Here is a 21662-nt window from a genome sequence, read left to right as displayed (position 1 = left end):
GCACGGGCGTCCACTCCTCGACCGGGCGACGCACCAACTCGCGCCCTGAACATGTCACTCCTTGGCCGCGTGCTTCCGGTTCTGTCCGAACTGGGAGGATGAGTCCTGCGGCGACGCCGCGGCCTTACCGTGGAGGCGAGGCACCGACCCGGAGGAGAAGCGCCAACCGTGCACGACGTACCGATCTACGCCCAACTGATATCCGAGCGCGGCGACATACCGCTCCAGGTCCGCACCGAGGCGCACAGGATCCAGCGTGAACTCGACTGGATCATCAACGCCGATCCCGCATCCGGGGGTCTCCCCCCGAGACCTCCCGCCGCTGTCCCGAGCGCCCGCGCCCTTCCTCCCGGGGCCGGCTCCTCCGGCTGGCTCTCCTGACGCAGCGTCAACTGCGGAGCACGGTCCCGTGTTCGCGCGGTCGCACCGAAACCGCCCTAACGGGCGTTACCGGGGCCGTCCTCCCGCTCCCCCTCGTCGATGTCCTTGCCCGGCGTACCCGAGTACCTCTGCAGTTCCAGTAGTTCCTTGGCCTTCTCGGCGCTGCTGTCGGCGTTCTGGCCGTTCAGGTTCTGTCGGACGGAGTCCAGGATCGTCAGGCCCTGGGCCACCAGGCCCGCGGCGATCTCACCGAGTCCGTCCGCGCCGTTGAGGACATTGACGTTGGCGCCCGCGAGGCCGCCCGCGGCTTCCTTCACGATGAGCGGGAGCTGGTCGATCAGCATCCGGTCGAGGGCCACGCGGTCGTACGACGCGGCGGCCGCGGCCTGGATCTTCATGCGCTCCGCCTCCGCGATGGCGAGCACCCGGATCCGCTCGGCCTCGGCCTCGGCGGGCTTCACGATCTCGGCCACGAGCTGCTGCTGCCGCAACTTGGCGGCGCGCTGGGCCAGTTCGGTCTGGGCGGCGAGCACTTCCTGCTGCGCGTGGGCCTGCGCCAGTGGTCCGGCCTGCGCGGCCTGCGCCTGGGCGCGGTCCACCTCGGCCGAGTACTCCGCCCGTACGATCGCGGTCTGCCGCGCGTACTCGGCCTGGTTACGGGCGGCGACCTGCTCCGCCTCCACCGAGGCCTGCGTCGCCTGGGCCTGGGCTATCTGCGCCTGTCGCTGGATGGCCGCCTTGTGCGGAGCGGACATCGCCTCGATATAGCCGGTGTCGCCGTCGTCGATGGACTGGATCTGCAGCGAGTCCACGATCAGGCCGATCTTCGCCATCTCGACCTTCGAGGTGTCCAGGACCTCCGCGGCGAGCTTCTGCCGCTCGGTGACGATCTCCTCGACCGTCATCGAGCCGATGATGGAGCGCAGATGCCCGGCGAAGATCCGGCCGGTCAGCACCGACATCTGCTCCTGGTCGGAGAGGAAGCGCTGCCCCGCGTTGATGATGCTCTCCGTGTCGTTGCCGACCTTGAAGGCGATGACGGCACGGACGTGCAGCGAGATGCCCTGCCGGGTGACACAGGTCTCGGTGACTTCGGCCTCGCACATCGACAGCGTGAGGAAGCGGGTCTTGCGGAAGACCGGGAGCACGAACTTTCCGTGCCCCGTCACCACCCGGAAGGGGGCGCCGCCCAGTCCACGCCTGCCTCCCGAGATCAGCATCGCCTCGTCGGGGGCGGGAACGCGGTAACCAAACATGCTTCTCCTCCTCAGCCGGCGTCGGCGTGGCCGTCGTCGCCCAGTACGTCCAGCGGATCGGCCCACTTGATGACGTCGACCTCACGACAGCCCCGGGACTCGATCACGAGCACCGTCGCTCCCGTCGGCAGGGGCTCCTGGGACCAGGCGAGAAAGGTCTCGGAGCCGCCTCTGACGCGCACCAGGATCTCGCCGGGGCCGGCGGTTCCGCGCGTGCCGATGATCAGCTCCCCCGTGCAGCCGATCACGGCCTCATCCTGCACCACCGCCGGAAACCCCCCATCAATCGGGTTGTCCTATCGACTGTAGTCCTACCGATACCGCTTGGGCAGTTTGAGGCCCCGCTCGGCCAGCACGGCGCGCAGCCGGTCCGGATAGTCGGTGATCAGACCGTCGACGCCGTCGTCGATGAGCTTGTTCATGGTGGCCGGGTCGTCGATGGTCCAGGGGATCACCTTGAGGCCCAGCCGGTGCGCCTCGTCGACCATCCGCGCGGTGACGTACGGCACGTAGTCGGGGTCGGTGACCTTGCCGTTCTGCGGGCTTCCGTGAACCGGCGAATAGGCACTCGCGCCGAAGGACCTGACGGCCTTGAGGGGGTCTCCGCCGAAGTCGTCGATGTCGATGCCGCCGAGCCAGGGGGACGCGCCGGGCCGGCCGGCCTGGAGGAAGTCCTTGTTGTCCAGCGCCACCAGCGGCAGCGTCGGCTCGGCCTTGTGCATCGCCATCAGAGCGCCCCAGTCGAAGCTCTGGACGGTCACCTGGCGCAGCATGCGGGCCCGGCGGATCTCACGGGCGGTGACCTGCACGAACTGTTCGCGCGGCGCGGTCTCGGTGGGCGCGCCCGCCTCCACCTTCGTCTCGACATTGAGCTTGACGTCATGGGCGCGGTAGCTCTTCACCAGGTCGAACACTTCGCGGAGCAAGGGCATCCGCGCGCCGGGGGCCGCCACCTGCTCGGGGAAGGCGGGCAGCGTCAGGGAGCCGCAGTCCAGCGTCCTGACCTGGGCGAGGGTGAGGGTGTTCACGTATTTCCCGACGTACGGGTACTGCGGGTCACCGGGGACGACCGGTGCCGTGTCCTGGCACTTGGTGCCGGTGACCCGCCGGTCGTGGGTCACCACCGCCTGACCGTCCTTGGTGATCTGAACGTCCAGCTCCAGGGTGCTCACGCCGGTCTCCAGCCCGTGGGCGAAGGAGGCGAGCGTGTTCTCCGGCCGCAGTCCGAGACCGCCGCGGTGCGCTTGCAGGTCGAAGGCTCTGGGTTTGGGCCGGTGCTGCTCGTTCGCGCCCGCGGGTGCCGCGAGGACGCCCGCGGTGCAGGCCAGGGCCACGGTGCAGGCGAGCGTGGTGGCAACGGCGGAGGTGCGCCATCCGATCATGAGTGGGCCATCCCTTTCGGTCCGTTCACGGGTCCGCGCCGAAATTCGGCCCACAGTATGGAGGGAGGTGGCCGCGCCGTGGAGTGCCCGAGGTGGCGGCTGGGCGAACCCTGGCCCAAATCCAGCCAGTTGGACACCGCACACCCGCTCGGACACCCCCGGCGTCTCTGCTCAGCTCTTGGTGAACTTGTAGGTCATGCTGTCGGTCAGGACGCAGAAGCCGGGCGAGATGACGATGACGCGCAGGGTTCCGGTACGCCGGTCGTAGTCGATGCCCTCGGCCTCGAAGGTGCCCGTGCACCCGCTGCGCAGCGGGAGTTGACGCAGGGCCGTGACGTGACCGGTCACATTGGTGCTGCCCGGCTCGGCGGACAGGTCGATCTGGAGCAGCGGCTTGGTGTAGCCGAAGAGCGTGCCCGCCGGGTCGTCGGACGAGCAGAGGAGCTGCGTCGAGGTGACGAAGTCGCAGCCCTGTACGTCACGTACGGCGTGGTCCAGGGTGATGGTGGAAGCCAGCGGGAGGTCCGCCGAGGGCGAGGTGCTGGGGTTCACGCCCGGGGTCGGGAACACCAGGAATCTGGTCATGGTGCCGTACTCGCCGTTGACCATGTACGAGCCGCTCGGGGAGACCGTGACCCAGGAGTTGTTCAGCGCTTCCCAGGAGTTCAGCGTGTGGACGTACTCCGACCACGCGCCGCCCGGCGCCTGTACCCGGAACATCTTGGCGGTGCCGCCGTCGGCCTGGTACGGCTCGATGTAGTAGCCGTTGTAGGAGGCGTCCGGGTCGCCGACGTGGTTCCAGCCGCGGGCGTAGACGTCGATGGGGATGGTGCCGACCCCGGTGTAGCGGTTCGGGCTGCCGGCCGGCACCTCGACCGAGGTCAGGCCCTGGCTCTCGGCCAGCGGGTCGGCGCGGTCCGAGCCCACCTCGGTCCAGGTGTCCGCGGCGGCGGCGGGCGCGGTGGCCGAGACGGTGAGTACACCGGCCGTGGCGAGCGTGACAAGACCGGCCAGGGCTGCCTGACAACGTTGCCGGACTAGCATGCGCATGGGTCTACTCCTCGGTGGGGGGCGCTGGTTTCGGCGCACAGTCTGGCCTGGATCCCCGGACATGTACAAGCCAAGGCAGGCAACGCCAGGCGTCAACTCGGCATCCAGGACACGTCAGTTACACCTGTGCGACCACACCGAGTTCGGTACGCGCGCGGGAAGCGGCCCCGATCGCGACGGCCCCGCTTCCGAGCCCGGCCCGTACGACCCGGATCGGATGTCCGCTGACGGGTGGCTCTGCGGCGAGTGCGGCCCCGATTGATGGCTGGAGCAGATCCCAGGCCCCGCTGACTCCGCCTCCGATCACGACCGTCGTGATGTCGGCCAGGCCCGCCGTGATCAGGATCGCGCGGGCCACTCCCGCGCCCGCGGCCTCGTACACGGCGATCGCGTCGGGGTCACCCTCAACGGCCGCCTCCGCGACACCTCGTGCGGTGCGGAGCAGTCCGGTCCGCTCGCCGTACCGCGCCCGGATCGCGCGGCCGGAGGCGAGTGTCTCCAGGTGCCCGCGGCCACCGCACGTGCAGGGGAGATCACCGAAACCCGGGACGTGGCCCACCTCGCCCGCCGCTCCGTGCGGGCCGTCGAGCAGTTCGCCGTTCAGCCGCAGCGCGCCGCCGACGCCCGTGCCGAGCGTCATCCCCAGCACGTACGGTTCGCCCCTGACCGCACCCTTGGCCGCCTCTCCGCGGAGGAAGGCGTTCACGTCGTTGTCGAGGAAGGCCGGAACGCCGAGCGCCTCCTCCACGGTCGCCGTCACCGCGAACCCGGCCCAGGAGTTGAAGGAGTCGCTCGCCACCAGAATGCGCCCGGCGCGGCTGTCGACGACGCCGGCCGCGCCGATGCCGATTCCGAGCAGCCGTGCGGGCACCCGGGCCCGGAGGACGCCGAGTGCGTCGAGCGCGGCGCGGACCATCGCCTGCCCGCCCTCGCTCGCCGGTGTCGGCACCTCCACGGAGTCGACCACGTCGAGGTCGGCTGTGCAGAGCAGGACCTGTGTGGTCGTGCCGCCGATGTCGACTCCGGCGAACACCTCGGGCGCCGGGCGGACCTCGGAGTCGCTCACGCCTTCACCCCCGGGACGGCCTGCCGATCCTCGCGCCGACGGCGTTGCAGGACCGGGTCGGGCACCGGCACCGCGGCGATGAGCCGGCGTGTGTAGTCCGTCCTGGGGTGCAGGAGCGTGGTCGCGGTACTGCCCTCCTCCTCGATGCGCCCGGCACGCATGACGACGACGTGCTGAGCGAACTGCTGTACGACGGCGAGGTCGTGGGACACGAACAGACAGGCGAAACCCAGTTCGTCCTGGAGCTCGGCGATCACTTCGAGTACCGACTGCTGGACGCTCACGTCGAGCGCGCTCGTCGGCTCGTCGGCGACCAGCAGCCGCGGCTCGAGGACCAGTGCGCGGGCGAGGCTCACCCGCTGACGCTGGCCGCCCGACAACTCGCGCGGGCCGCGCTGTGCCAAGTCCCTTGGCAGCCGGACGCGTTCGAGTACGTCCCCGACCCGGGCCCGGCGCTCCGCCGACGACATCCCTCGGCGGTGCACGCGCAACGGCTCCGCGACGCACTCCCCCACGCTCATCCGGGCGTCGAGGGAGGCCACCGGGTCCTGGAGGACCACGCCGACGCCGGAGAGCAGGGCGCGGCGGGCCCGTCCCCTGGTCCGGCCGAGATCGGCCCCGAAGAGCGCGACCGAGCCGGACGACGGGGACAGCAGGCCCAGGGCGACACGGGCCGCGGTCGACTTGCCCGAACCGGACTCACCGACGAGTCCGACGGTCTCGCCGGGCCGGACGGTGAGCGAAACCCCGCTCAGCGCCTGTACCGCCCGCGGCCCGCGCCCGAACCGGACCGACACCTCCTGCAAATCCACCACTGGGGCGGCGGAGGGCCGGCCGTGGACGCGACTGTCCTGCACCCCTCCCCGCTCCGCGACCGTCAACGGCGGCACCGCCTCGTGCAGATCGACCACCGGGTCGGCGGAGGGCCGGCCGGCGGCCGACCTGTACGCCATGGGCCCCGGCTCACCGTCCGGCGCGTCGAATGCCGACTGATCCTCTGGCAAGGCGCCGCCGAAGGGCGGTTGATTTTCCGACTCGGCCCCTTCGATGGCCGGCTGGGCCTCCGCCGCTACCACGTCGGCGACCACCAGCCGCGGCACCGCCTCAAGGAGCCGCTTGGTGTACTCGTGCGTGGGCCGCAGCAGCACCTCCTCCACCGGCCCCGTCTCCACGACCTCGCCCTGGAGCATCACGGCGACGCGGTCCGCGAAGTCCGCCACGACACCCATGTTGTGGGTGACGAGCAGAACCCCCGTGCCGGAGTCGGCGGCCAGTGCGCGCAGGAGGTCGAGGATCTCGGCCTGCACGGTGACGTCGAGCGCGGTGGTGGGCTCGTCCGCGATGAGCAGGCTCGGCGCGTTCGCGATCGCCATGGCGATGACGACGCGCTGTCGCTGTCCGCCGGAGAGCTGGAAGGGGAACGCGGACGCCCTTGTCTCCGGGTCCGGGATGCCGACGCGGCGCAGGAGTCCGACCGCCTCACGGGCCGCTTCCTTGGAAGTGACGGGCCGATGGTTGCGTACGACTTCGGCTATCTGGGCGCCGATCCGGGTCAGCGGATCGAGCGCGGTCGCGGGTTCCTGGAACACCATCGACGCCGTACGGCCCCGGAGGCCGACGAGGTCGGCCTCGGCGGCGGCGATGACGTCGGTCCCGTCGACCAGGGCACGGCCGTTGGCGCGGGCGCTGCCCGGCAGCAGCCCCATCGCGGCGAGCGCGACCGTCGACTTGCCGGAGCCGGACTCGCCGACCAGGGCGAGCGTTTCACCGGGTCGCACATACAACGACACATCACGCACGGCGGGCACGTCGCCCGTCTCGGTCGAGAACGTGACGCCCAGGTTCTCGATCCGCAGGATGTCGGCGGTCATCCGCGCCCCCGTACGTCGAAGGCGTCGCGCAGGCCGTCGCCGATGGCGTTGAACGCGCAGACGACGACGATGATGGCGAGGCCGGGCGGCACGATGAGCCACCAGCGGCCGGAGTAGGCGGCGGTGAGACCGGCCGACAGCATCCCGCCCCAGTCGGTGGCCGGCGGCTGGACTCCCAGGCCCAGATAGGACACGTAGGCGACAAGCAGGATGGCGTCGGCGACCTGGAACGTCGCCGCCACCACGATCGTCGAGACCGAGTTCGGCAGGATGTGCCGGGCGATCGCCCGGCCGTGCGTGCCGCCGATCGCGCGGAGGGTCAGCACGTAGTCGCGGCCCTTGAGGGTGAGTGTCTCGGCCCGGATGAGGCGTGAGGGCACGAGCCAGGACACCAGTCCGAGGATGAGGACGAGACCCCAGGTGTCCGGGGTGGTGATGGCGGAGACGACGAGGAGGATGAAGAGCGCCGGGATGGCGATTCCGGCGTCGACGACGCGCATCATGACCGCGTCGATCCAGCCTCCCGCGTACCCGGCGACCGCGCCCCAGAGCGTGCCGATGACGGTCGCGAGGATGCCGGCCGCGAGTCCGACGAGGAGGGACACCTTGCCGCCGAACATGAGCCGTCCGAACTCGTCGTGTCCGACGGCGTCGGTGCCGAGCAGGTGCGCGCCACTGGGTGCCAGATTCACCTGCGTGAGGTCCGTGTGGGTCTGGTCGGTCGAGTAGATCCACGGGCCGACGAAGCAGAAGAGCAGGAAGAGCACGACGACGGCCAGTCCTGCCACCGCGAGCCTGTTCCGGGTGAACCGGCGTACGGACAGGCTGTACCCGGGGGCGGTCTCCACGCTCAGTACGGCGCTCATGTCCGGCCCGCCTTCACTCGGGGATCGACGATCCGCTGGACGATGTCGGCGAGCAGGGTGCCGATGACGGTCGCGACGGAGATGACCAGGACGCAGCCGAGCAGGACCGGATAGTCGGAGGACTGCGCGGCGCTCCAGAACAGCAGCCCCATCCCTGGGTAGTTGAAGAGCTGCTCGACCACGAGCGCACCGCCGAAGAGCACCGGGATGTAGTAGCCGAGCATCGCGATGACGGGCGTGAGCGAGTTGCGGAACACATGCCGCCACAGGATGGCGCGCGGCCGTGCGCCACCGGCCCGCGCGGTCCGTACGTAGTCCTCGGAGAGGTTCTCCAGGGTCGCGGCGCGCATGTAGCGGCTGAACACGGCGACCATGGAGGCGGCTCCCGCGACGACCGGCAGGACGAGCGCGTTCGGCTGCGCGAGCACCTGCCCGAGTGTGTCGCCCTGAGGTGCCTGCGAGGGGAACCAGGGCAGGAGTTGGGTGAAGACGAGGACCAGCACGAGGCCGAGGAAGTAGACCGGCGTCGCGTACGCGATGAAGCTCAGTGTCGTGATGACGTAGTCCGCCGGCTTGTTGCGCCGCACCGCCTGCCACATGCCGAGCGGGATCGCGAGCGCGAGCCCGACCAGCGCGGACAGCACGGTGAGGACGAGGGTCTTGGGGAGGCGCTGCTCGATGAGCCGCGACACGGCCTCGTTCAGGGTGTACGACGTGCCGAGGTCACCGTGCAGGAGGGTGCGCAGGTAGTAGACGTACTGGACGGGGAGTGAACGGTCCAGCCCCTGCTCGTGGTTGAACTGCGCGATCTGCTGAGCCGTGGCCTGCGGGCCGAGGATCCCGCGTGCGGGACCCCCGGGCAGTGCGTGCAGGAGGCAGAAGACCACCACCGTCACGATGAGGATCACCGCGAGGGACTGGAGGACGCGCCGGGTCAGATAGAGGAGCGTGTCCATGCGGTCAGTTGGTCCACTTCCACTGGGCCGGGTGGAAGTTGGCGAGCGAGTCCTGCGAGAAGCCGCCGAGTCCTTCCTTGACGACCGAGATCTGGTAGTCGGGCTCCGGCAGCCAGATGACCGGCAGGTCCTTCGCGACGGCCGCGCTGTAGTCCTGCACCGCCTGCGCGTCGTTCGACGTCGTGGAGGCGGAGATCAGCTGGTCGACCTGCGGGTTGGAGTAGTTGCCGAAGTTCGAGCCGCCGTTGGTCTGGAAGAGCGAGTCACCGGTGGGGAAGGCGTTGAAGTACCAGCTGCCCGCGGTGCCGAAGAACGACAGCTGCCACTTGCAGATCGACTCGCTCGCGGTGCACGGCGGGGTCTGGGACAGCACCGAGTTCACGGGCGCGGTCTTGATGGTGAACTTGATCCCGGTCTTCTCAAGGGAGGACTGGATCGCGCTCATCATGTTGTCGGTGACTGTCGAGCCTGACTGCGACAGCACCTCCATCTGGAACTTGGTGCCCTTGGCGACCCCCGCGCCACACTGCGATGCACCGCCGCCGGCGTCCGTGCAGACCATGACGCCGTCCTGCTCGGTCCAACCATGGCTGGTCAGCAGCGACTTGGCCGCCGAGGTCGAGTACGGGTAGGGGTTGTTCTTCTGCGTCGGCGAGAGGAAGTCCGAGGACTGGCCCTGCGGGATCGGGCCGTAGCCGGGCACGGCGGTCCCGTTGAAGATGACCTTCGCCAGGCTGTCCTGGTCGATCGACTTCTGGACCGCCTGGCGGGCGTACAGCTGCTTGAACACGGCGCCCATGGAAGGGTTGTTGAAGTTGTACGGCATATAGGTGATCGCCCAGCCGGACCACGGCTTCACCGAGTAGCCCTGCGCGGTGAAGCTGTCCTTCTGGTCGAGGTCGGTCGGCTCGATGTAGCCGTAGTCGACGCTCCCGGAGCGCAGCGCGTTCTTCTCGGCGTCGGCCGTCGTGAACGGCAGCAGGTTCACGGTCGCGATGCCGGGCTTCTCACCGCCGTCGTATTTCTTGTTGGCGGCGAGCACGACCTTGCCGGAGGTCGAGAAGGACTTGACCGAGTAGGGGCCGCTGATGGTCTTCCACAGCGAGTCCTTCTCGTACCCGGAGATGTTCTTCGCGGCGTTGTTGAGGTACGTCCACACCTGCTTGGCGCCCGCGGCCGTCCGGTCGGCGTCCGACACCGCGGCCGTGGCGCTCGTCTTGTCCCAGGCATGCTGAGGGAGCGGGTGGATGTCGGTCAGTTCGTTCGCGAGCATCCACTGCGAGTTGTAGGCCTTGTCGAAGGTGATCGTGAAGTGCCGGTCGTCGACCGTCTTGAGCGAGGTCCAGTTGTCCGGCGCCTTGCCCGGGTTGTACCCCGCCCACTCCTCCTTGTTCGCCTTGATGAGGTTGAACCAGAACTCGACGTCGCGTGACGTGATCGGCTTGCCGTCGCTCCAGGTGCGGTCGCCGAGCGTGATCTTGACGCTCTTGCCGTCGGAGGCGAAGTCGGCGGCGGTGGCTATCGACGCCTTCTTGTTCCAGGCGACCTTGCCGGTCGAGCCGTCGTACGCGACCAGGCGCTCCCACAGGCTGTCGGAGATGGAGCTGTTGTTGGTGTTGAGGTGGGCCGCGGTGCCGATCGGAAGGATCCAGTTCGGGGTGAAGTTCGCGGGCAGCGCGTAGTTGATGGAGTCGCGGGACGCGGACGACGTGCCGCCCGACCCTGAGCATCCGGCGAGCAGCAGTGCGCCCGCCGTGACGACGGCACCGGCGACAAGTGTCGTGCGAGCAGGGGACATGGCTCTCCTCAGGATCCGCAGGGGGAACAACGGCGGGTGGCGGGAGCCAGTCAACGGCCCGACTGGTCGAAGAAACAGACGCGTTCCTGTAAAAAGCCTGTTTCTGCTGTTCTGAAAAAAGTGGAAGGGCCGCTTCTGGACGTACTCTCATCGCCTCGGACCCCACGTCGGAAGTTATTTCGCCCATGACTGAAAAAACCCATGCCTGACAAGGGCGGGACGCACCGCAGGGGCGTCACCGGCGTCTCGTCACTGGCCGAGCGTGTCCTCGAACTGCTCGCCTCCGGGCAGGCGACCACCCGCACCGAGCTCGCCGAGCTGCTCGGCGCCGCGCCGTCGACGATCTCGCTCACGGTCGGCCAGCTCGTCGCCCTCGGGCTCGTCGCGGAGGAGGGCACGCGCTCCTCCACCGGAGGCCGCCCACGCAAGGTGCTGCGCCTCGGCGGCAGCGAGGGCTTCGCGATCGCCGCCGAGCTCGGCGGCAGACACGCCCACGTCGGTGTCGTACTCCCCGGTGGCGGGATCACCGATGTCTCGACCGTGCCGTTCCCGACGGCGGACGGGCCCGAGGCCGCGCTTCCCGGGCTAGCCGAGACGCTGGAGTCCCTCGCCGAGCAGCACGGCCGGCACCTGCTCAGAGGTGTCGGTCTCTCCCTGCCGGGTCCGGTCGACGTGGCCTCCGGCGTGGTGACACTGCCCTCGCGCATGCCCGGCTGGAACCGGTTTCCCGTCCTGGCCTGGCTTCAGGACCGCTTCGGAGTGCCGGCCGCGATCGAGAACGACGCCAACTGCATGGCCGTCGGCGAGCACAGCGTCCAGCCCGCCGGGCGACGTCAGTCGATCATGGTGAAGACGGGCTCAGCGATCGGCGCGGGCGTCATCGTCGACGGGCGGCTCTACCGGGGCGGGTCCGGCGCCGCCGGCGAGATCACCCACGTACGGGTCGAGGCGGGCCACGCCATCCCCTGCTCCTGCGGCAACACCGGCTGCCTGGAGACCGTCGCCTCGGGCGCCGCGCTGGTGCGGATCCTGCGCGAGCGGGGTCTCGACGTCACGTCGATCGAGGACGTGGTCCGCCTCGCGTCCGACGCCGACCCGGAGGCGACCCGCGCCGTCCGCCAGGCCGGCCGGTACCTCGGCATGGTGCTGGCCGCGAACGTCAACTTCTTCAACCCCGACGCCGTGTACCTCGGGGGCATCGTCTCCACCCTCGAACCGTTCGTTGCCGCCGTACGCAGTCAGCTGTACGAGGGCTGCCATCCGCTGGTGACCAGGCATCTGGTGATCGAGCGGGCGAGCCTCGGGGCCGATGCGGGACTGGTCGGCGCGGGGCAGTTCGCGCTCCAGCACGCCCTGGCGCACGCGCTCCAGGCCGTGACCACCACCTGACCCACCGGCCAAGGCCATGCCGCAAGGAGGAACCGTGCCTCGAACCCGTACAGCCGTCGCCCGTCCCGTCATAGCCATCGCCGGGCTCGGCATCGAGTCGTCGACGTTCTCGCCCGCGCGGACCGAGGCTTCGGCCTTCCATCCGCTGCGGGGCGAGGGCGTCCTGACCCGCTATCCCTTCCTCGCTCACCGGACGCCGCTGCGCGAGGCCGCCGAGTGGCACGGCGCTCTCGTCGGCAAGGCGCTGCCCGGCGGTACGGTGACCGCGGCCGCGTTCGCGGAGCTGAGCGACGAACTCGTCGAACGGCTCGCGGCCCTGCCACGCCTCGACGGCCTCTGGTACGACATCCACGGCGCCATGACGGTGGAGGGCATCGACGACGCCGAGGCCGTCCTGCTGGCCCGGGTCCGCGCGACCGTAGGACCCGAGGTGATCGTGTCCACCTCGATGGACCTGCACGGCAATGTCTCGCGCGAGCTGGCCCACATGAGCGACCTGATCACCTGCTACCGGACGGCCCCGCACGAGGACCACCTGGAGACGAAGGAACGGGCCGCGCGGAATCTCGTGGACCTGCTCACGACCGGTGCGCCCCGGCCGGTGAAGGCCTGGATCCCGGTGCCCGTCCTGCTGGCCGGCGAGCAGACCTCGACGCGCATCGAACCGGCCAGGAGTGTCTACGCCGCGGTCGACGACGTGGAGGCGATGGACGGAGTCACCGACGCCGCGATCTGGGTCGGATACGCCTGGGCGGACGAACCACGCAACCGGGCCGCGGTCGTCGTCACAGGCTCGTCCACGCCCGCGGTCACCGCGGGCGCCGAGTGGCTGGCCCGCGGATTCTGGGAGGCACGGCGTTCGTTCGCGTTCGTCGCGCCGACCGGGTCACTCGACGAGTGCCTCGACGAGGCGCTCGCCTCCTCCCCCGACGCCCGGCCGTACTTCGTCAGCGACACCGGGGACAACCCGACGGCCGGCGGCGCCGGAGACGTCACCTGGGGTCTCCAACGCGTGCTCGCCCGGCCGGAGTTCAAGGACCCGTCAGGACCTGTGGTCATCTACGCCTCGGTGCCGGGCCCGGACGCCGTCGAGGCCGCCGAGAAGGCGGGCGTCGGTGCGACCGTCACGGTCACAGCCGGAGCGGAGGTGGACGACCGGCATGCCGGGCCCATCACGATGACCGGGGTGGTCCACGCGGTGCGGCACGGGGACCGGGACGCCGGGACCGAGGTCGTCCTGCGGGTCGGCAGCGTGCACGTGATCCTGACCCGGCTGCGCAAGCCGTACCACCACGAGCACGACTTCACCGGCCTCGCGCTCGACCCGCGAGGCGCCGACATCGTCATCGTCAAGATCGGCTACCTCGAACCGGAACTGTTCGACATGTCCGCCGGCTGGAAGCTCGCGCTCACCCCGGGAGGCGTCGACCAGGACCTGGTCCGGCTGGGCCACCGCCGTATCCGCCGCCCCATGTTCCCGTTCGACCCGGACATGACCGCGCCCGACCTCACGGCCCGGATCATCGCGCCCTCGAACGAACCGCTCACCGGACAGGACGACTGAGCCGGCAGGGCACCGCCGGGCAGGGAGACCCTGCCCGGCGCCGCATTCCCGTCAGTGGTTCTGGCACTCGTTCCCGGCGGCCGGGTTCAGCAGCCCGACCACGTTGATGGAGTTGCCGCAGACATTGAGGTCGAGGTCGACGGGAATCTGGACGACGTTGCCTGACAGGACACCGGGGCTGTCCTTGGCGACACCGACCGGGTTGGGGTCGGCCGCGGCGGTGCCGGCGGTGAGCAGCAGGGCGGCGCCCGCCAGCCCGGTGGCAGCCATCAGACGGATACGCATAGCAAGCTCCGATCAGTCGCGGGGTTGCGAGTGTCTCCACCATCACCTCGCCGGCCGCAGGACGATATCGCTGTACGCCCGAACGGGGCCGCGTCCCTGTCGGGGCCGCCTGAGCTGCGCCCGCGCGGGGCGTACGGAATGCCCGTAGCGTGAGAGGAGGTGCAGGTGGAACAGGGAGAGATCATGCCAACCAGCCAGCCCGATTCATCCTTGCCGTCCGACGACATGGTGACGCCCGACGCGCTGCTGCACACCGGCTCCGGAGGCACTGTGACCCCCGAGGACCTGGTACTCGCGGCGGGCCGGGACATCACCCCGAAGAACCTCGCCTGGGCCGAGCGCAAACTGACGGCGGAGGGACCCGCGGCCCTCGACAAACTGCTGCCCTAGGTCCGAGATTCCGCCAGCCACCCCAAGCGGCCGGAGTCATCCGACACTTGGCCAAAACCCGTACGCCCGTGAGGAGTTGGGGCGTCGACTCGATGCGTGGAGCGCACCCGTTCGTCTAGGTTGATGGTCGACCGTCGAACACCGCTGCTCAGGAGGCGCCCCCGTGTCGGACCCGGACCCCCAACTCGCTGCCGCCGCCGAGCTGCGGGCTCGTATCGACACCACCAGGCCGCACTCGGCGCGCTTCTGGAACTACTTCATCGGCGGCAAGGACAACTACGAGATCGACCGCGAAGTCGGCGACCAGATCAAGGAGATAGCCCCCGGGCTGGTCGACGTGGCACGCACCAGCCGCCACTTCCTCGGGCGCGTGGTCCGGCATCTGACGGTGGACCAGGGCATCCGGCAGTTCCTGGACATCGGCACGGGTCTGCCGACCGCCGACAACACCCACCAGGTGGCCCAGCGGTTCGCACCGGACGCGCGGATCGTGTACGTCGACAACGACCCCTTGGTGCTCACCCACGCCCGCGCCCTGCTCACGAGCACCCCGGAGGGCCGGACCGCGTATCTCGACGCCAACCTGTATGAACCCGACGCCATTCTCAAAGCCGCCGCGGGCACGCTCGACCTGTCTCGGCCGGTCGCACTGATGATCCTCAACACCCTCGGCCACGTCGCCGACCACGACGAGGCACGTGGTCTGGTGTCCCGGATCCTCGGCGGGCTCCCTGCGGGCAGCTACCTCGTGATCAGTGACGGCACCGCCACCAGTGAGGCGATGATCGCCGCCTCGGACGCGTACAACTCCAGCGGCGCCGTGCCGTACTACGTGCGCAGCGTCGAGGAGATCGGCGGCTTCTTCGACGGGCTCGAGCTGGTGGAGCCCGGCATCGTCCAGGTCACGAACTGGCGTCCGGACTCGGGGGGTTCCGCGGGCACCGACATCGCCGTCGACGCCTACGGCGGGGTGGGCCGCAAGCTGTCCTGATCCGGCCGTACCTGGTGGGGCGGTGGGCCTTGGGCGAAATCACCCGCCCCCTCACTCCGGAACGGGCACTCCTGCGACACTGAACCGTATGGATCCCCGACACCTGAGACTCGGCCGCCGTCGCATCTGGATGCTCAGCGGGGTCTGCTTCCTGGTGCTCGGGCCCATCGGATTCTCCCTGGGTGGCTGGATTCCCCTCGTGGTGCTTGCCGTCGCCCTCCTCGTGGCCACGTCGGTCTCGCACTGGAGAGCGCCGAAGTGGCTCGCGCCCGCCGTCGCGAAGGGACAGCGTGAGAGCCGCCAGGACGTCGCCACCTTCTGTGTCGTCATCGCCGTCAGCGGGTACGCCCAGCCCCTGGCGCTGCCTTCCGCCTCTTCCCGGGACATGGCGGCCCTCCGGCTGGAGGCGCACCGGGCCGCGGCCGACGACGATCTGTCCGAGGAACTGCGGGGCCTCGCGGCCGACGCACTCGGCGCCGCGGACCTCGCCCACGAGGAGGACACGCCGGCGGCCTGGCGGGCGGCACGAGCAGGCTCCGAACGGCTGGCGCATGCCGCCCAGGAGGGCAACCCCTACGTGCGCCAACTCCTCATCCAGTGGGTCGAGGGAAACCCGGCCGCGGAACACTGAGGAACTCCCGACGGGTCATACGGCCCGGGAGACGCAGGCTCTGCCCGGGACGTGCGCGTCACGCCGAAGGCGGGCGCACCCCGGTCACGGGAGCGCCCGGTTCATGACCCCGCTTCCTTCCGCAGAAAGTTGCTCACCTGGCAGGCCAGGCTGTCCCTGCCCGGCTCGGGACGCTCACCGGCGTCCGCCGGAACCTCGCAGGAGACGATTCCGCCGGCCCACAGATACCGCTCGGTCCACTCCTCGTCGACCTTGAGCTGAATCTGGATGTCCACCCGCGACAGCCGGGCGTCGGGGCACGCGGCATACAGGACGGAGGTGGCCCGCCGCAGCGGATAGATGTCGTAGCCCTCGATGAACTGTGAGTTCCGCCAGTCGAGGAACGCACTCTCGCCGTCGTCACCGACGCGGATATCGATCTGACCGTCTTCGAGATGAATACCGAAACGCTCACTCGTGCGATTCTCGACGGTGACACGGAACCGGAAGTAGGTGAGTTCCTCGGCGGCGTCGTCACGCCCGCGCGGTGGCTCCGCCTTTTCGACGCCGTGGACGCGGACGCGGAGGCCGGCATGCTCCTCGTACTCCTGCCAGTCCCCGACCACGTTCAGATCGCGCACAGTGCACCTCTCCACCTCAGAGAGCTGTTTCCTATCTGTGCTCTCGACGCAGTGTCAAATGAGCGGGACATGCCGTGGCCAGGGATTTCCCTTTACTTGATCGGCGATCAAGCCGTGCGCAGCCATAACCCTTCCCAAGGCGGTTCGCCGGTCTTTCAGTACGTGCCGCACATCACGTTCCCCGGGCGTCTCAATCCCCCGCGCGCAGCGTCCGCATCTGTTCGTCCAGCGGGCCCAGCCCGACATCGTGGCGGCGCTCGTCGAGGGTCTGGGGCCGGCGAATCGGATACGGGCGCAGGGTCAGGGGATTGACGCGGGTGCCGTAGAACTGCGGCTGCCCCTGTTCGACGGCGCAGTGGTCGGCGATATAGGCGTGGTGCAGGGCGGGGCAGCGATCGTCCGCCGCGGCCTGCGCGATCAGATCACGGCACCTGAGCTGGAAGTCGAGGTCGGTGGCATGCAGAAGGATCATGAGGGCCGCCGTCGAGGCGGGTGCGCCGACGAGGTCGGCGGCCGGCCAGCCATGGTGGTCGACGATCGTCCTGAGGGCCGCGGCGTTGGCTCCACGGCGCTCGTCGATGGCTCGGCGGGACTGCGGGGCGGGGTGGGTCCCGGCCTGCCGCATCAGGCGACGCTCCTCTTCTGCCCTGCGCTCCAGTTCTCCGGCGAGCGCCGTCGCCAGCGCCGGAACCATCCTGCGCGCCCCCACCCGGTCGCGCCGCGCATCAGGACCGACGGCAAGGTGACCTGCGGAAGCGTTCATCGCGTCTCCTGAAGCGCCAGCGCGAACCACACCCTCTTGCCGGTGGTGCCGGGTTCGGGCGGCGCGATGCCCCAGTCGTCGGCCAGCGCGGCCACGATGGCCAGTCCGCGTCCCGACTCCTCGGCCTTCTCCGCCGTACGGGGACACGGCAGGGCCGACGAGCGGTCGGCGACCGTCACGCGCAGCTCGTGCTGGGTGCACTCGATGGTGACGGTGATGGGGTCGCCGGCGCCGGGGCGGCTGCCGTGTCGGATGGCGTTGGCGAACAGCTCGCCGGTCGCCAGGACAGCGTTGTCAACGGTCTCCGGCGGGACACCCAGGCGCATCAGGTACTCGGCCACCATGGACCGCACGCCTGACGCGCGTGAGGGGTGTGCGGGGACCGTCGTCCGCAGGAGGTGGGTCCTGCTCTCAGGGATCAGTGGCGCAACGGGTGTCACGGCGGCCTCGGCGGGCCGGCTCCGCCCCGCCGGTGCGCGGTCATCGGCCGAGTGGACGTCACGTGCCAGTGAGGGCGACGGCCCGCGGCGATGCGCCCTGGATGCCGTCATCGATCCTCCTTCGGGTGCAGCACGGTGGGGGACGGTCTTGATGGCTGCTTCTGCAGCCAACACGCCGGACCAGGGCGGGGACCAGGGAGAACAGGGGTTGTCCGGTTGCTGGACCGTAGTGGCGCGGGATGTATGTTCGATCACGTGAGGGACGTGAGCGGGAGCCGGGCCGAGGTCCACCGAAGCGGTGGCACCGGGTGGTCCGGCGTGCGCGGCAAACGCGTACTGGTCACCGGTGGCACACGGGGGCTCGGCGAGCAGATCGTGCGGCTGCTGGCAGCCGAGGGGGCACAGGTGGCGACCTGCGCGCGCACCCCGTTCGGCCTGGCGGCACTGGCCGGCTCGCTGGATGCCCCACTGTTCACCCAGCCGCTCGACGTCACCGAGCCGGAGCGCCTCGAGGCCTTTGTCGCGGCCGCGGCGAAACGTTTTGGCGGTCTTGATGGGGTGGTGGCCTGCGCGGGCGGATCTCATGGGGGCTCCTTCGAGCAGGCGCAGGCCGCGGACTGGGCGGCCACCTGGGAAGTGAACGTCGGCCATACGGCGCGGCTGGTACGCGCCGCGGTCCCGCATCTGCGGGCCGTCGGCGGCGGCTCGGTCGTGGTGATCTCGTCGATCTCCGGCTGGAAGCCCGGTCCGCCCGTCCAGTACGGGGTCGCGAAGTCGGCGCAGATCCACCTGGCGACATCGCTCGCCCGGGAGCTGGGTCCGGACGGAATCCGGGTGAACGCCGTCTCCCCCGGATCGATGCTCATCCCGGGCCGGCGCTGGGACCGCATGCGGCGGGAGGACCCCGAGGCCTTCGCCGGATTCCTGGCCGCGGAGTTCCCGGGCGGAGAGCCGGTCGCGCCCCAGGAGGTCGCCCGGGTGGTGGCCTTCCTGCTGTCCGACTGGTCGAGCGGGATCTCCGGGGCGCATCTCCCCGTCGACCGGGCCCAGAACGCGCCCTCGCCCGACGGCTACTAAGAGACCAGGGACGGGTAAGACAGGAGGTCGCTCCGTCATGCGACCGCCCCCAGCACCGGGCGGGCCTTGCGCTCGAACTCCTGCACAAGGGGCTCGTGGCGGCGCGACTCCAGCCGCCCGCGGAAGTCGCGCAGTGCCTGGGTCGACCGTTCGCTGTGCACGGTGCTCAGGGTGTCGAGAGCCGCGGTGGCGGTGCCGAGGGCTTCGTCGAGGCGGCCCTGCTGGAGATGGGCGGTCGCCAGCACGGAGCGGCTGATGGCCTGGCGCCTGCGCCGGTCGGCGTTGGCGCTCAGCGACTCGCCCGCGGTGCGCTCCGCCTGCGCCGCAAGCCCGAGGTCGCGGAAGCAGAGCGCGGACTCGGCCTGGAGATAGTGATGGTCGAGGTAGCGCACCCAGGCGGATTCCTGCCCGGCTCCCCGGCTGGCGTCCAGTTGCCGCTCCGCCATGCGCAGGGCCTCGGTTGCGTCACCCGCGCGGTTCCGTGCGGCGTGTCCGCGCGCCGACATGGCGTACAGGCGCATCAGACCGAGCGGGCTGCCCGCGTCCTTCGCGGTGGCGATACCGGCCCGGGCCAGGGCCACCCCCTCGTCGGGACGTCCGAGGCTGGTGGCCAGATGGGAGAGCCCGGCCAGGATCTGGCCGCCGAGGACCCGGTCGCGCCCTTCGGCGCACAGGCGCAGCGCCTGGGTCATGTAGCGCTGGGCGAGGCCGTACTCCCCCGCGTCGTACGAGCTCCAGCCGGCCATCGCGGCCAGGCGCGCGGCGGCTGCGTACAACGAGCGCTGCAGATGCGGCGGCGTACCGCGCCGCTGGAGCATCGGGACGACCTCGGTGGCGAGGTAGTGGACGATGCTGGTGCGCACTCCGCCGCCGCCGTACTGGTTGTCCATCTGGTCGAACATGGCGATCATCGCGTGGACCTGCTCGACCGGTCCGCCGCTCGCCGCGAGGTTCGGCCGGTCGTCGTCCTGGTGCTCCAACAGCCAGAGCAGCCACTCGCGTTGGGGGTTCGTCAGCGCGGCGGCGACGAAGGGGACCGAGCCGAGGAGGCTGCGGCGGGAGATGTCGGTCGACCCCAGCTCGGCCAGGGTGTGAAGGGTTTCTGCCACGTCTTCGCCGTAGACCAGCGCCCGGCCCGCGACGGGGCGCTGCTGATCGGGGAGGAAGCCGAGGTCCGCGGGGGACACAGCGCGGCCGAGCCGCTCGGAGAGCACGGCCGCGATCAACTCGGGTGTGGTGCCCCGTGGTTGCTGGCCCTGGAGCCAGCGGGTGACCGACGCCTTGTCGTAGTGGGAATCGGCGCCCTGGCGGCGGCCCAGCTCATTGACCCGGAGGGCGAGTGAGGCGTACGAGCAGGCAGCGTCCTTGAGGGCCACCGCCAGCGCCTTGTTGGCCCCTGCGGGTGCCCTGCCCGGGTTCCTCGATTGTCCGTCGGTCACGGTGGCCATCCCGGTCTCGCATCACGGTCACGTGCAGCCGCGTCCGGCCGTACGTGCCCCCGATGCACCAATTCCCGTACGGCCCAACACAGTTGACCCCCTCGCACCGCTGACGGTGCAACAGGTCACTCGATCACTATGGTGGTCGACACACTCAACATGCAACCGGCGTTCTGATAATTTCAGAACGATCCGCATCGCTCTGTCTCTGTCAACGACCGCGTGGCACACTTCACGCTGTGATTGCCGTTCAGGGAGGTAGGACGTGAGCGACAACCGCTCCGGCGGCAGCGCACCCACCGTCCTGCGGATGGTTCTCGGCAAGCGGCTGAGGCAACTGCGGGAAACGGCCGGGGTGTCGTTCGAGGACGCGGCCCGCGCCATCGAGGTCACCCCGCTCACCGTTCGCAGGATGGAGAAGGCCGAGGTCGGACTCCGCATCCCGTACGTAAGGGAGTTGCTGAAAACCTACGGTGTTCCGGCCGCGGAGATCGACGACTTCCTCACCATGGCGAGGGAAGCCAACCAGCCGGGGTGGTGGTACAAGTACCGCGACGTGCTGCCCGAGTGGTTCAGCGCCTACGTGAGCCTGGAGAGCGAAGCCAGCGTCATCCGTCTCTACGAACCCCACTACGTTCCAGGCCTGTTGCAGACGTACGACTACGTCACCGCCCTCATGCGGGTCGGCTTTCCCAACGAGTCGAAGGAGGACATCGCCCGCCGTGTCGACCTGCGCGTCAAGCGCCAGGACCTGCTCGCCAAGCCGGACGCGCCCGCGATCTGGGCCGTCCTGGACGAGACGGTGCTGCGCCGTCCCGTGGGCGGCGCCGAGGTGATGCGGGCTCAGATCGACCGGCTCCAGGAGGCCCTGGACATGCCGAAGGTCAGGATCCAGATCATGCGCTTCGAGGTGGGGGCACACCCCGGCGCGTTCGGTCCCTTCCACCACTTCCGCTTCGGCTTCTCCGAACTGCCCGACGTCATCTACACCGAGAGCCTCGCCGGCGCGGTCTACGTCGACCGTCCCGACGATGTCGTCACCTATCTCGAAGTACTGGACCGGATGTCCGTGCAGGCGGAACCGGTAGCACGAACCAGGACCATCCTGGCTGAACTGCGTAAGGAGTTGTGATCCATGGAACGCATGGGACCCATCCACAGCGGCATGCCGGCCGTCGACCTGGGCATCGAGGGCTGGCAGAAGCCCTGGAGCGGTACCAACGGCGGAAGTTGCGTCGAGGCGAAGCGGCTGCCCGACGGCAGTGTCGCCTTCCGTCAGTCCAGGGATCCGGAAGGTCCCGCGCTGGTCTACACCCGGGACGAGATGGTCTCGTTCCTCCAGGGCGCCAAGTCGGGCCAGGCGGACTTCCTGATCGCCTGAGGCCGCCACGTTTTGCCGGAGGGCCGGCGCCGCGTCACCCGCGGGCCGCCACTACGGCTGCACAAC

Annotated in this window: 23 protein-coding genes; 9 read left to right on the top strand and 14 right to left on the bottom strand. The window is 69.8% G+C overall.

The window, feature by feature from the left end:
• Nucleotides 1–168 precede the first annotated feature (168 nt).
• Nucleotides 169–381 carry a hypothetical protein gene (locus tag ACFVKT_RS09975; RefSeq protein WP_385729480.1) on the top strand — a complete coding sequence of 71 codons (213 nt, stop codon included), beginning with the start codon at nucleotides 169–171 and terminating at the stop codon, nucleotides 379–381.
• 56 nt (nucleotides 382–437) lie between these two features.
• Here the strand turns inward: ACFVKT_RS09975 and ACFVKT_RS09970 are convergent, their stop codons facing one another.
• The 9 genes from ACFVKT_RS09970 to ACFVKT_RS09930 form a co-directional block, all read right to left on the bottom strand.
• A complete protein-coding gene (locus ACFVKT_RS09970) occupies nucleotides 438–1637 on the bottom strand; it encodes an SPFH domain-containing protein (protein WP_385729478.1) in 1200 nt (399 codons plus the stop codon).
• Nucleotides 1638–1648: 11 nt separating this feature from the next.
• Entirely contained in the window at nucleotides 1649–1903 is a 255-nt protein-coding gene (locus ACFVKT_RS09965) for a hypothetical protein (protein WP_385729476.1), read from the bottom strand.
• 45 nt (nucleotides 1904–1948) lie between these two features.
• Nucleotides 1949–3019: a glycerophosphodiester phosphodiesterase gene (locus tag ACFVKT_RS09960; protein ID WP_385729473.1), complete on the bottom strand. Its 1071-nt coding sequence runs from the start codon at nucleotides 3017–3019 to the stop codon at nucleotides 1949–1951.
• Between the two features lie 171 nt (nucleotides 3020–3190).
• Complete coding sequence (locus ACFVKT_RS09955) at nucleotides 3191–4069, bottom strand: hypothetical protein (protein WP_385729471.1); 879 nt, start codon at nucleotides 4067–4069, stop codon at nucleotides 3191–3193.
• Nucleotides 4070–4187: 118 nt separating this feature from the next.
• Nucleotides 4188–5102, bottom strand: a complete 915-nt coding sequence (locus ACFVKT_RS09950) for an ROK family protein (RefSeq protein WP_385729954.1) — start codon at nucleotides 5100–5102, stop codon at nucleotides 4188–4190.
• A gap of 29 nt (nucleotides 5103–5131) precedes the next feature.
• A complete protein-coding gene (locus tag ACFVKT_RS09945; RefSeq protein ID WP_385729469.1) occupies nucleotides 5132–7006 on the bottom strand; it encodes a dipeptide ABC transporter ATP-binding protein in 1875 nt (624 codons plus the stop codon).
• On the bottom strand, nucleotides 7003–7872 hold the full coding sequence (locus tag ACFVKT_RS09940) for an ABC transporter permease (protein ID WP_385729467.1): 870 nt from the start codon (nucleotides 7870–7872) through the stop codon (nucleotides 7003–7005). Before ACFVKT_RS09940 ends, ACFVKT_RS09945 begins: the two co-directional genes overlap by 4 nt.
• Nucleotides 7869–8828 (bottom strand): ABC transporter permease, encoded by a 960-nt coding sequence (locus tag ACFVKT_RS09935; RefSeq protein WP_385729465.1) that lies wholly within the window; start codon nucleotides 8826–8828, stop codon nucleotides 7869–7871. Before ACFVKT_RS09935 ends, ACFVKT_RS09940 begins: the two co-directional genes overlap by 4 nt.
• A 4-nt stretch (nucleotides 8829–8832) precedes the next feature.
• Nucleotides 8833–10626, bottom strand: a complete 1794-nt coding sequence (locus ACFVKT_RS09930; RefSeq protein ID WP_385729464.1) for a peptide ABC transporter substrate-binding protein — start codon at nucleotides 10624–10626, stop codon at nucleotides 8833–8835.
• A gap of 201 nt (nucleotides 10627–10827) precedes the next feature.
• On the opposite strand from ACFVKT_RS09930, the gene ACFVKT_RS09925 reads away from it, so the two are divergent.
• Both ACFVKT_RS09925 and ACFVKT_RS09920 read left to right on the top strand, forming a co-directional pair.
• Entirely contained in the window at nucleotides 10828–12015 is a 1188-nt protein-coding gene (locus tag ACFVKT_RS09925) for an ROK family protein (RefSeq protein WP_385729462.1), read from the top strand.
• Nucleotides 12016–12049: 34 nt separating this feature from the next.
• Nucleotides 12050–13579 (top strand): M81 family metallopeptidase, encoded by a 1530-nt coding sequence (locus ACFVKT_RS09920; protein ID WP_385729461.1) that lies wholly within the window; start codon nucleotides 12050–12052, stop codon nucleotides 13577–13579.
• A 51-nt stretch (nucleotides 13580–13630) separates the two neighbouring features.
• Here the strand turns inward: ACFVKT_RS09920 and ACFVKT_RS09915 are convergent, their stop codons facing one another.
• Nucleotides 13631–13864 carry a chaplin gene (locus ACFVKT_RS09915; protein ID WP_385729459.1) on the bottom strand — a complete coding sequence of 78 codons (234 nt, stop codon included), beginning with the start codon at nucleotides 13862–13864 and terminating at the stop codon, nucleotides 13631–13633.
• 183 nt (nucleotides 13865–14047) lie between these two features.
• Between ACFVKT_RS09915 and ACFVKT_RS09910 the strand changes: the two genes are divergently transcribed.
• The 3 genes from ACFVKT_RS09910 (at nucleotide 14048) to ACFVKT_RS09900 (ending at nucleotide 15876) form a co-directional block, all read left to right on the top strand.
• A complete protein-coding gene (locus ACFVKT_RS09910) occupies nucleotides 14048–14254 on the top strand; it encodes a hypothetical protein (RefSeq protein ID WP_385729457.1) in 207 nt (68 codons plus the stop codon).
• A 163-nt stretch (nucleotides 14255–14417) separates the two neighbouring features.
• Nucleotides 14418–15245, top strand: a complete 828-nt coding sequence (locus ACFVKT_RS09905; protein ID WP_385729455.1) for an SAM-dependent methyltransferase — start codon at nucleotides 14418–14420, stop codon at nucleotides 15243–15245.
• Between the two features lie 88 nt (nucleotides 15246–15333).
• A complete protein-coding gene (locus ACFVKT_RS09900) occupies nucleotides 15334–15876 on the top strand; it encodes a hypothetical protein (protein WP_385729453.1) in 543 nt (180 codons plus the stop codon).
• A 101-nt stretch (nucleotides 15877–15977) separates the two neighbouring features.
• On the opposite strand, the gene ACFVKT_RS09895 is transcribed toward ACFVKT_RS09900, so the two are convergent.
• The 3 genes from ACFVKT_RS09895 to ACFVKT_RS09885 all read right to left on the bottom strand — a co-directional run bounded on the left by ACFVKT_RS09895 (nucleotide 15978) and on the right by ACFVKT_RS09885 (nucleotide 17810).
• Nucleotides 15978–16496, bottom strand: a complete 519-nt coding sequence (locus tag ACFVKT_RS09895) for a hypothetical protein (protein WP_385729451.1) — start codon at nucleotides 16494–16496, stop codon at nucleotides 15978–15980.
• A gap of 190 nt (nucleotides 16497–16686) precedes the next feature.
• Nucleotides 16687–17259 carry a DUF6624 domain-containing protein gene (locus ACFVKT_RS09890; protein WP_385729449.1) on the bottom strand — a complete coding sequence of 191 codons (573 nt, stop codon included), beginning with the start codon at nucleotides 17257–17259 and terminating at the stop codon, nucleotides 16687–16689.
• A complete protein-coding gene (locus tag ACFVKT_RS09885; RefSeq protein ID WP_385729447.1) occupies nucleotides 17256–17810 on the bottom strand; it encodes an ATP-binding protein in 555 nt (184 codons plus the stop codon). Before ACFVKT_RS09885 ends, ACFVKT_RS09890 begins: the two co-directional genes overlap by 4 nt.
• 153 nt (nucleotides 17811–17963) lie before the next feature.
• Here ACFVKT_RS09885 and ACFVKT_RS09880 point away from each other — a divergent pair, with 153 nt between their 5' ends.
• Nucleotides 17964–18776: an SDR family NAD(P)-dependent oxidoreductase gene (locus ACFVKT_RS09880; protein ID WP_385729952.1), complete on the top strand. Its 813-nt coding sequence runs from the start codon at nucleotides 17964–17966 to the stop codon at nucleotides 18774–18776.
• 35 nt (nucleotides 18777–18811) lie between these two features.
• Here ACFVKT_RS09880 and ACFVKT_RS09875 read toward each other — a convergent pair whose 3' ends face one another.
• Nucleotides 18812–20224, bottom strand: a complete 1413-nt coding sequence (locus ACFVKT_RS09875; protein WP_385729445.1) for a hypothetical protein — start codon at nucleotides 20222–20224, stop codon at nucleotides 18812–18814.
• A gap of 301 nt (nucleotides 20225–20525) precedes the next feature.
• Between ACFVKT_RS09875 and ACFVKT_RS09870 the strand changes: the two genes are divergently transcribed.
• Together ACFVKT_RS09870 and ACFVKT_RS09865 are read left to right on the top strand one after the other, a co-directional pair.
• On the top strand, nucleotides 20526–21347 hold the full coding sequence (locus tag ACFVKT_RS09870; protein ID WP_385729950.1) for a helix-turn-helix domain-containing protein: 822 nt from the start codon (nucleotides 20526–20528) through the stop codon (nucleotides 21345–21347).
• A 3-nt stretch (nucleotides 21348–21350) separates the two neighbouring features.
• Nucleotides 21351–21596 carry a DUF397 domain-containing protein gene (locus tag ACFVKT_RS09865; protein WP_385729443.1) on the top strand — a complete coding sequence of 82 codons (246 nt, stop codon included), beginning with the start codon at nucleotides 21351–21353 and terminating at the stop codon, nucleotides 21594–21596.
• The last annotated feature ends 66 nt before the right edge of the window (nucleotides 21597–21662 follow it).

Source organism: Streptomyces sp. NPDC127595, assembly GCF_042671685.1.
Lineage (GTDB): Bacteria > Actinomycetota > Actinomycetes > Streptomycetales > Streptomycetaceae > Streptomyces.
This window is presented reverse-complemented; position numbering and strand designations above follow the sequence as displayed.

What these genes read in the sequence shown, in the direction of transcription:
- ACFVKT_RS09890 (WP_385729449.1), bottom strand. Translation starts at nt 17,259, where the DNA reads ATGAACGCTTCCGCAGGTCACCTTGCCGTCGGTCCTGATGCGCGGCGC.
- ACFVKT_RS09935 (WP_385729465.1), bottom strand. Translation starts at nt 8,828, where the DNA reads ATGGACACGCTCCTCTATCTGACCCGGCGCGTCCTCCAGTCCCTCGCG.
- ACFVKT_RS09900 (WP_385729453.1), top strand. Translation starts at nt 15,334, where the DNA reads ATGGATCCCCGACACCTGAGACTCGGCCGCCGTCGCATCTGGATGCTC.
- ACFVKT_RS09970 (WP_385729478.1), bottom strand. Translation starts at nt 1,637, where the DNA reads ATGTTTGGTTACCGCGTTCCCGCCCCCGACGAGGCGATGCTGATCTCG.
- ACFVKT_RS09925 (WP_385729462.1), top strand. Translation starts at nt 10,828, where the DNA reads ATGCCTGACAAGGGCGGGACGCACCGCAGGGGCGTCACCGGCGTCTCG.
- ACFVKT_RS09945 (WP_385729469.1), bottom strand. Translation starts at nt 7,006, where the DNA reads ATGACCGCCGACATCCTGCGGATCGAGAACCTGGGCGTCACGTTCTCG.
- ACFVKT_RS09915 (WP_385729459.1), bottom strand. Translation starts at nt 13,864, where the DNA reads ATGCGTATCCGTCTGATGGCTGCCACCGGGCTGGCGGGCGCCGCCCTG.
- ACFVKT_RS09875 (WP_385729445.1), bottom strand. Translation starts at nt 20,224, where the DNA reads ATGGCCACCGTGACCGACGGACAATCGAGGAACCCGGGCAGGGCACCC.
- ACFVKT_RS09960 (WP_385729473.1), bottom strand. Translation starts at nt 3,019, where the DNA reads ATGATCGGATGGCGCACCTCCGCCGTTGCCACCACGCTCGCCTGCACC.
- ACFVKT_RS09940 (WP_385729467.1), bottom strand. Translation starts at nt 7,872, where the DNA reads ATGAGCGCCGTACTGAGCGTGGAGACCGCCCCCGGGTACAGCCTGTCC.
- ACFVKT_RS09865 (WP_385729443.1), top strand. Translation starts at nt 21,351, where the DNA reads ATGGAACGCATGGGACCCATCCACAGCGGCATGCCGGCCGTCGACCTG.
- ACFVKT_RS09910 (WP_385729457.1), top strand. Translation starts at nt 14,048, where the DNA reads ATGCCAACCAGCCAGCCCGATTCATCCTTGCCGTCCGACGACATGGTG.
- ACFVKT_RS09885 (WP_385729447.1), bottom strand. Translation starts at nt 17,810, where the DNA reads ATGACGGCATCCAGGGCGCATCGCCGCGGGCCGTCGCCCTCACTGGCA.
- ACFVKT_RS09930 (WP_385729464.1), bottom strand. Translation starts at nt 10,626, where the DNA reads ATGTCCCCTGCTCGCACGACACTTGTCGCCGGTGCCGTCGTCACGGCG.
- ACFVKT_RS09870 (WP_385729950.1), top strand. Translation starts at nt 20,526, where the DNA reads ATGGTTCTCGGCAAGCGGCTGAGGCAACTGCGGGAAACGGCCGGGGTG.
- ACFVKT_RS09955 (WP_385729471.1), bottom strand. Translation starts at nt 4,069, where the DNA reads ATGCGCATGCTAGTCCGGCAACGTTGTCAGGCAGCCCTGGCCGGTCTT.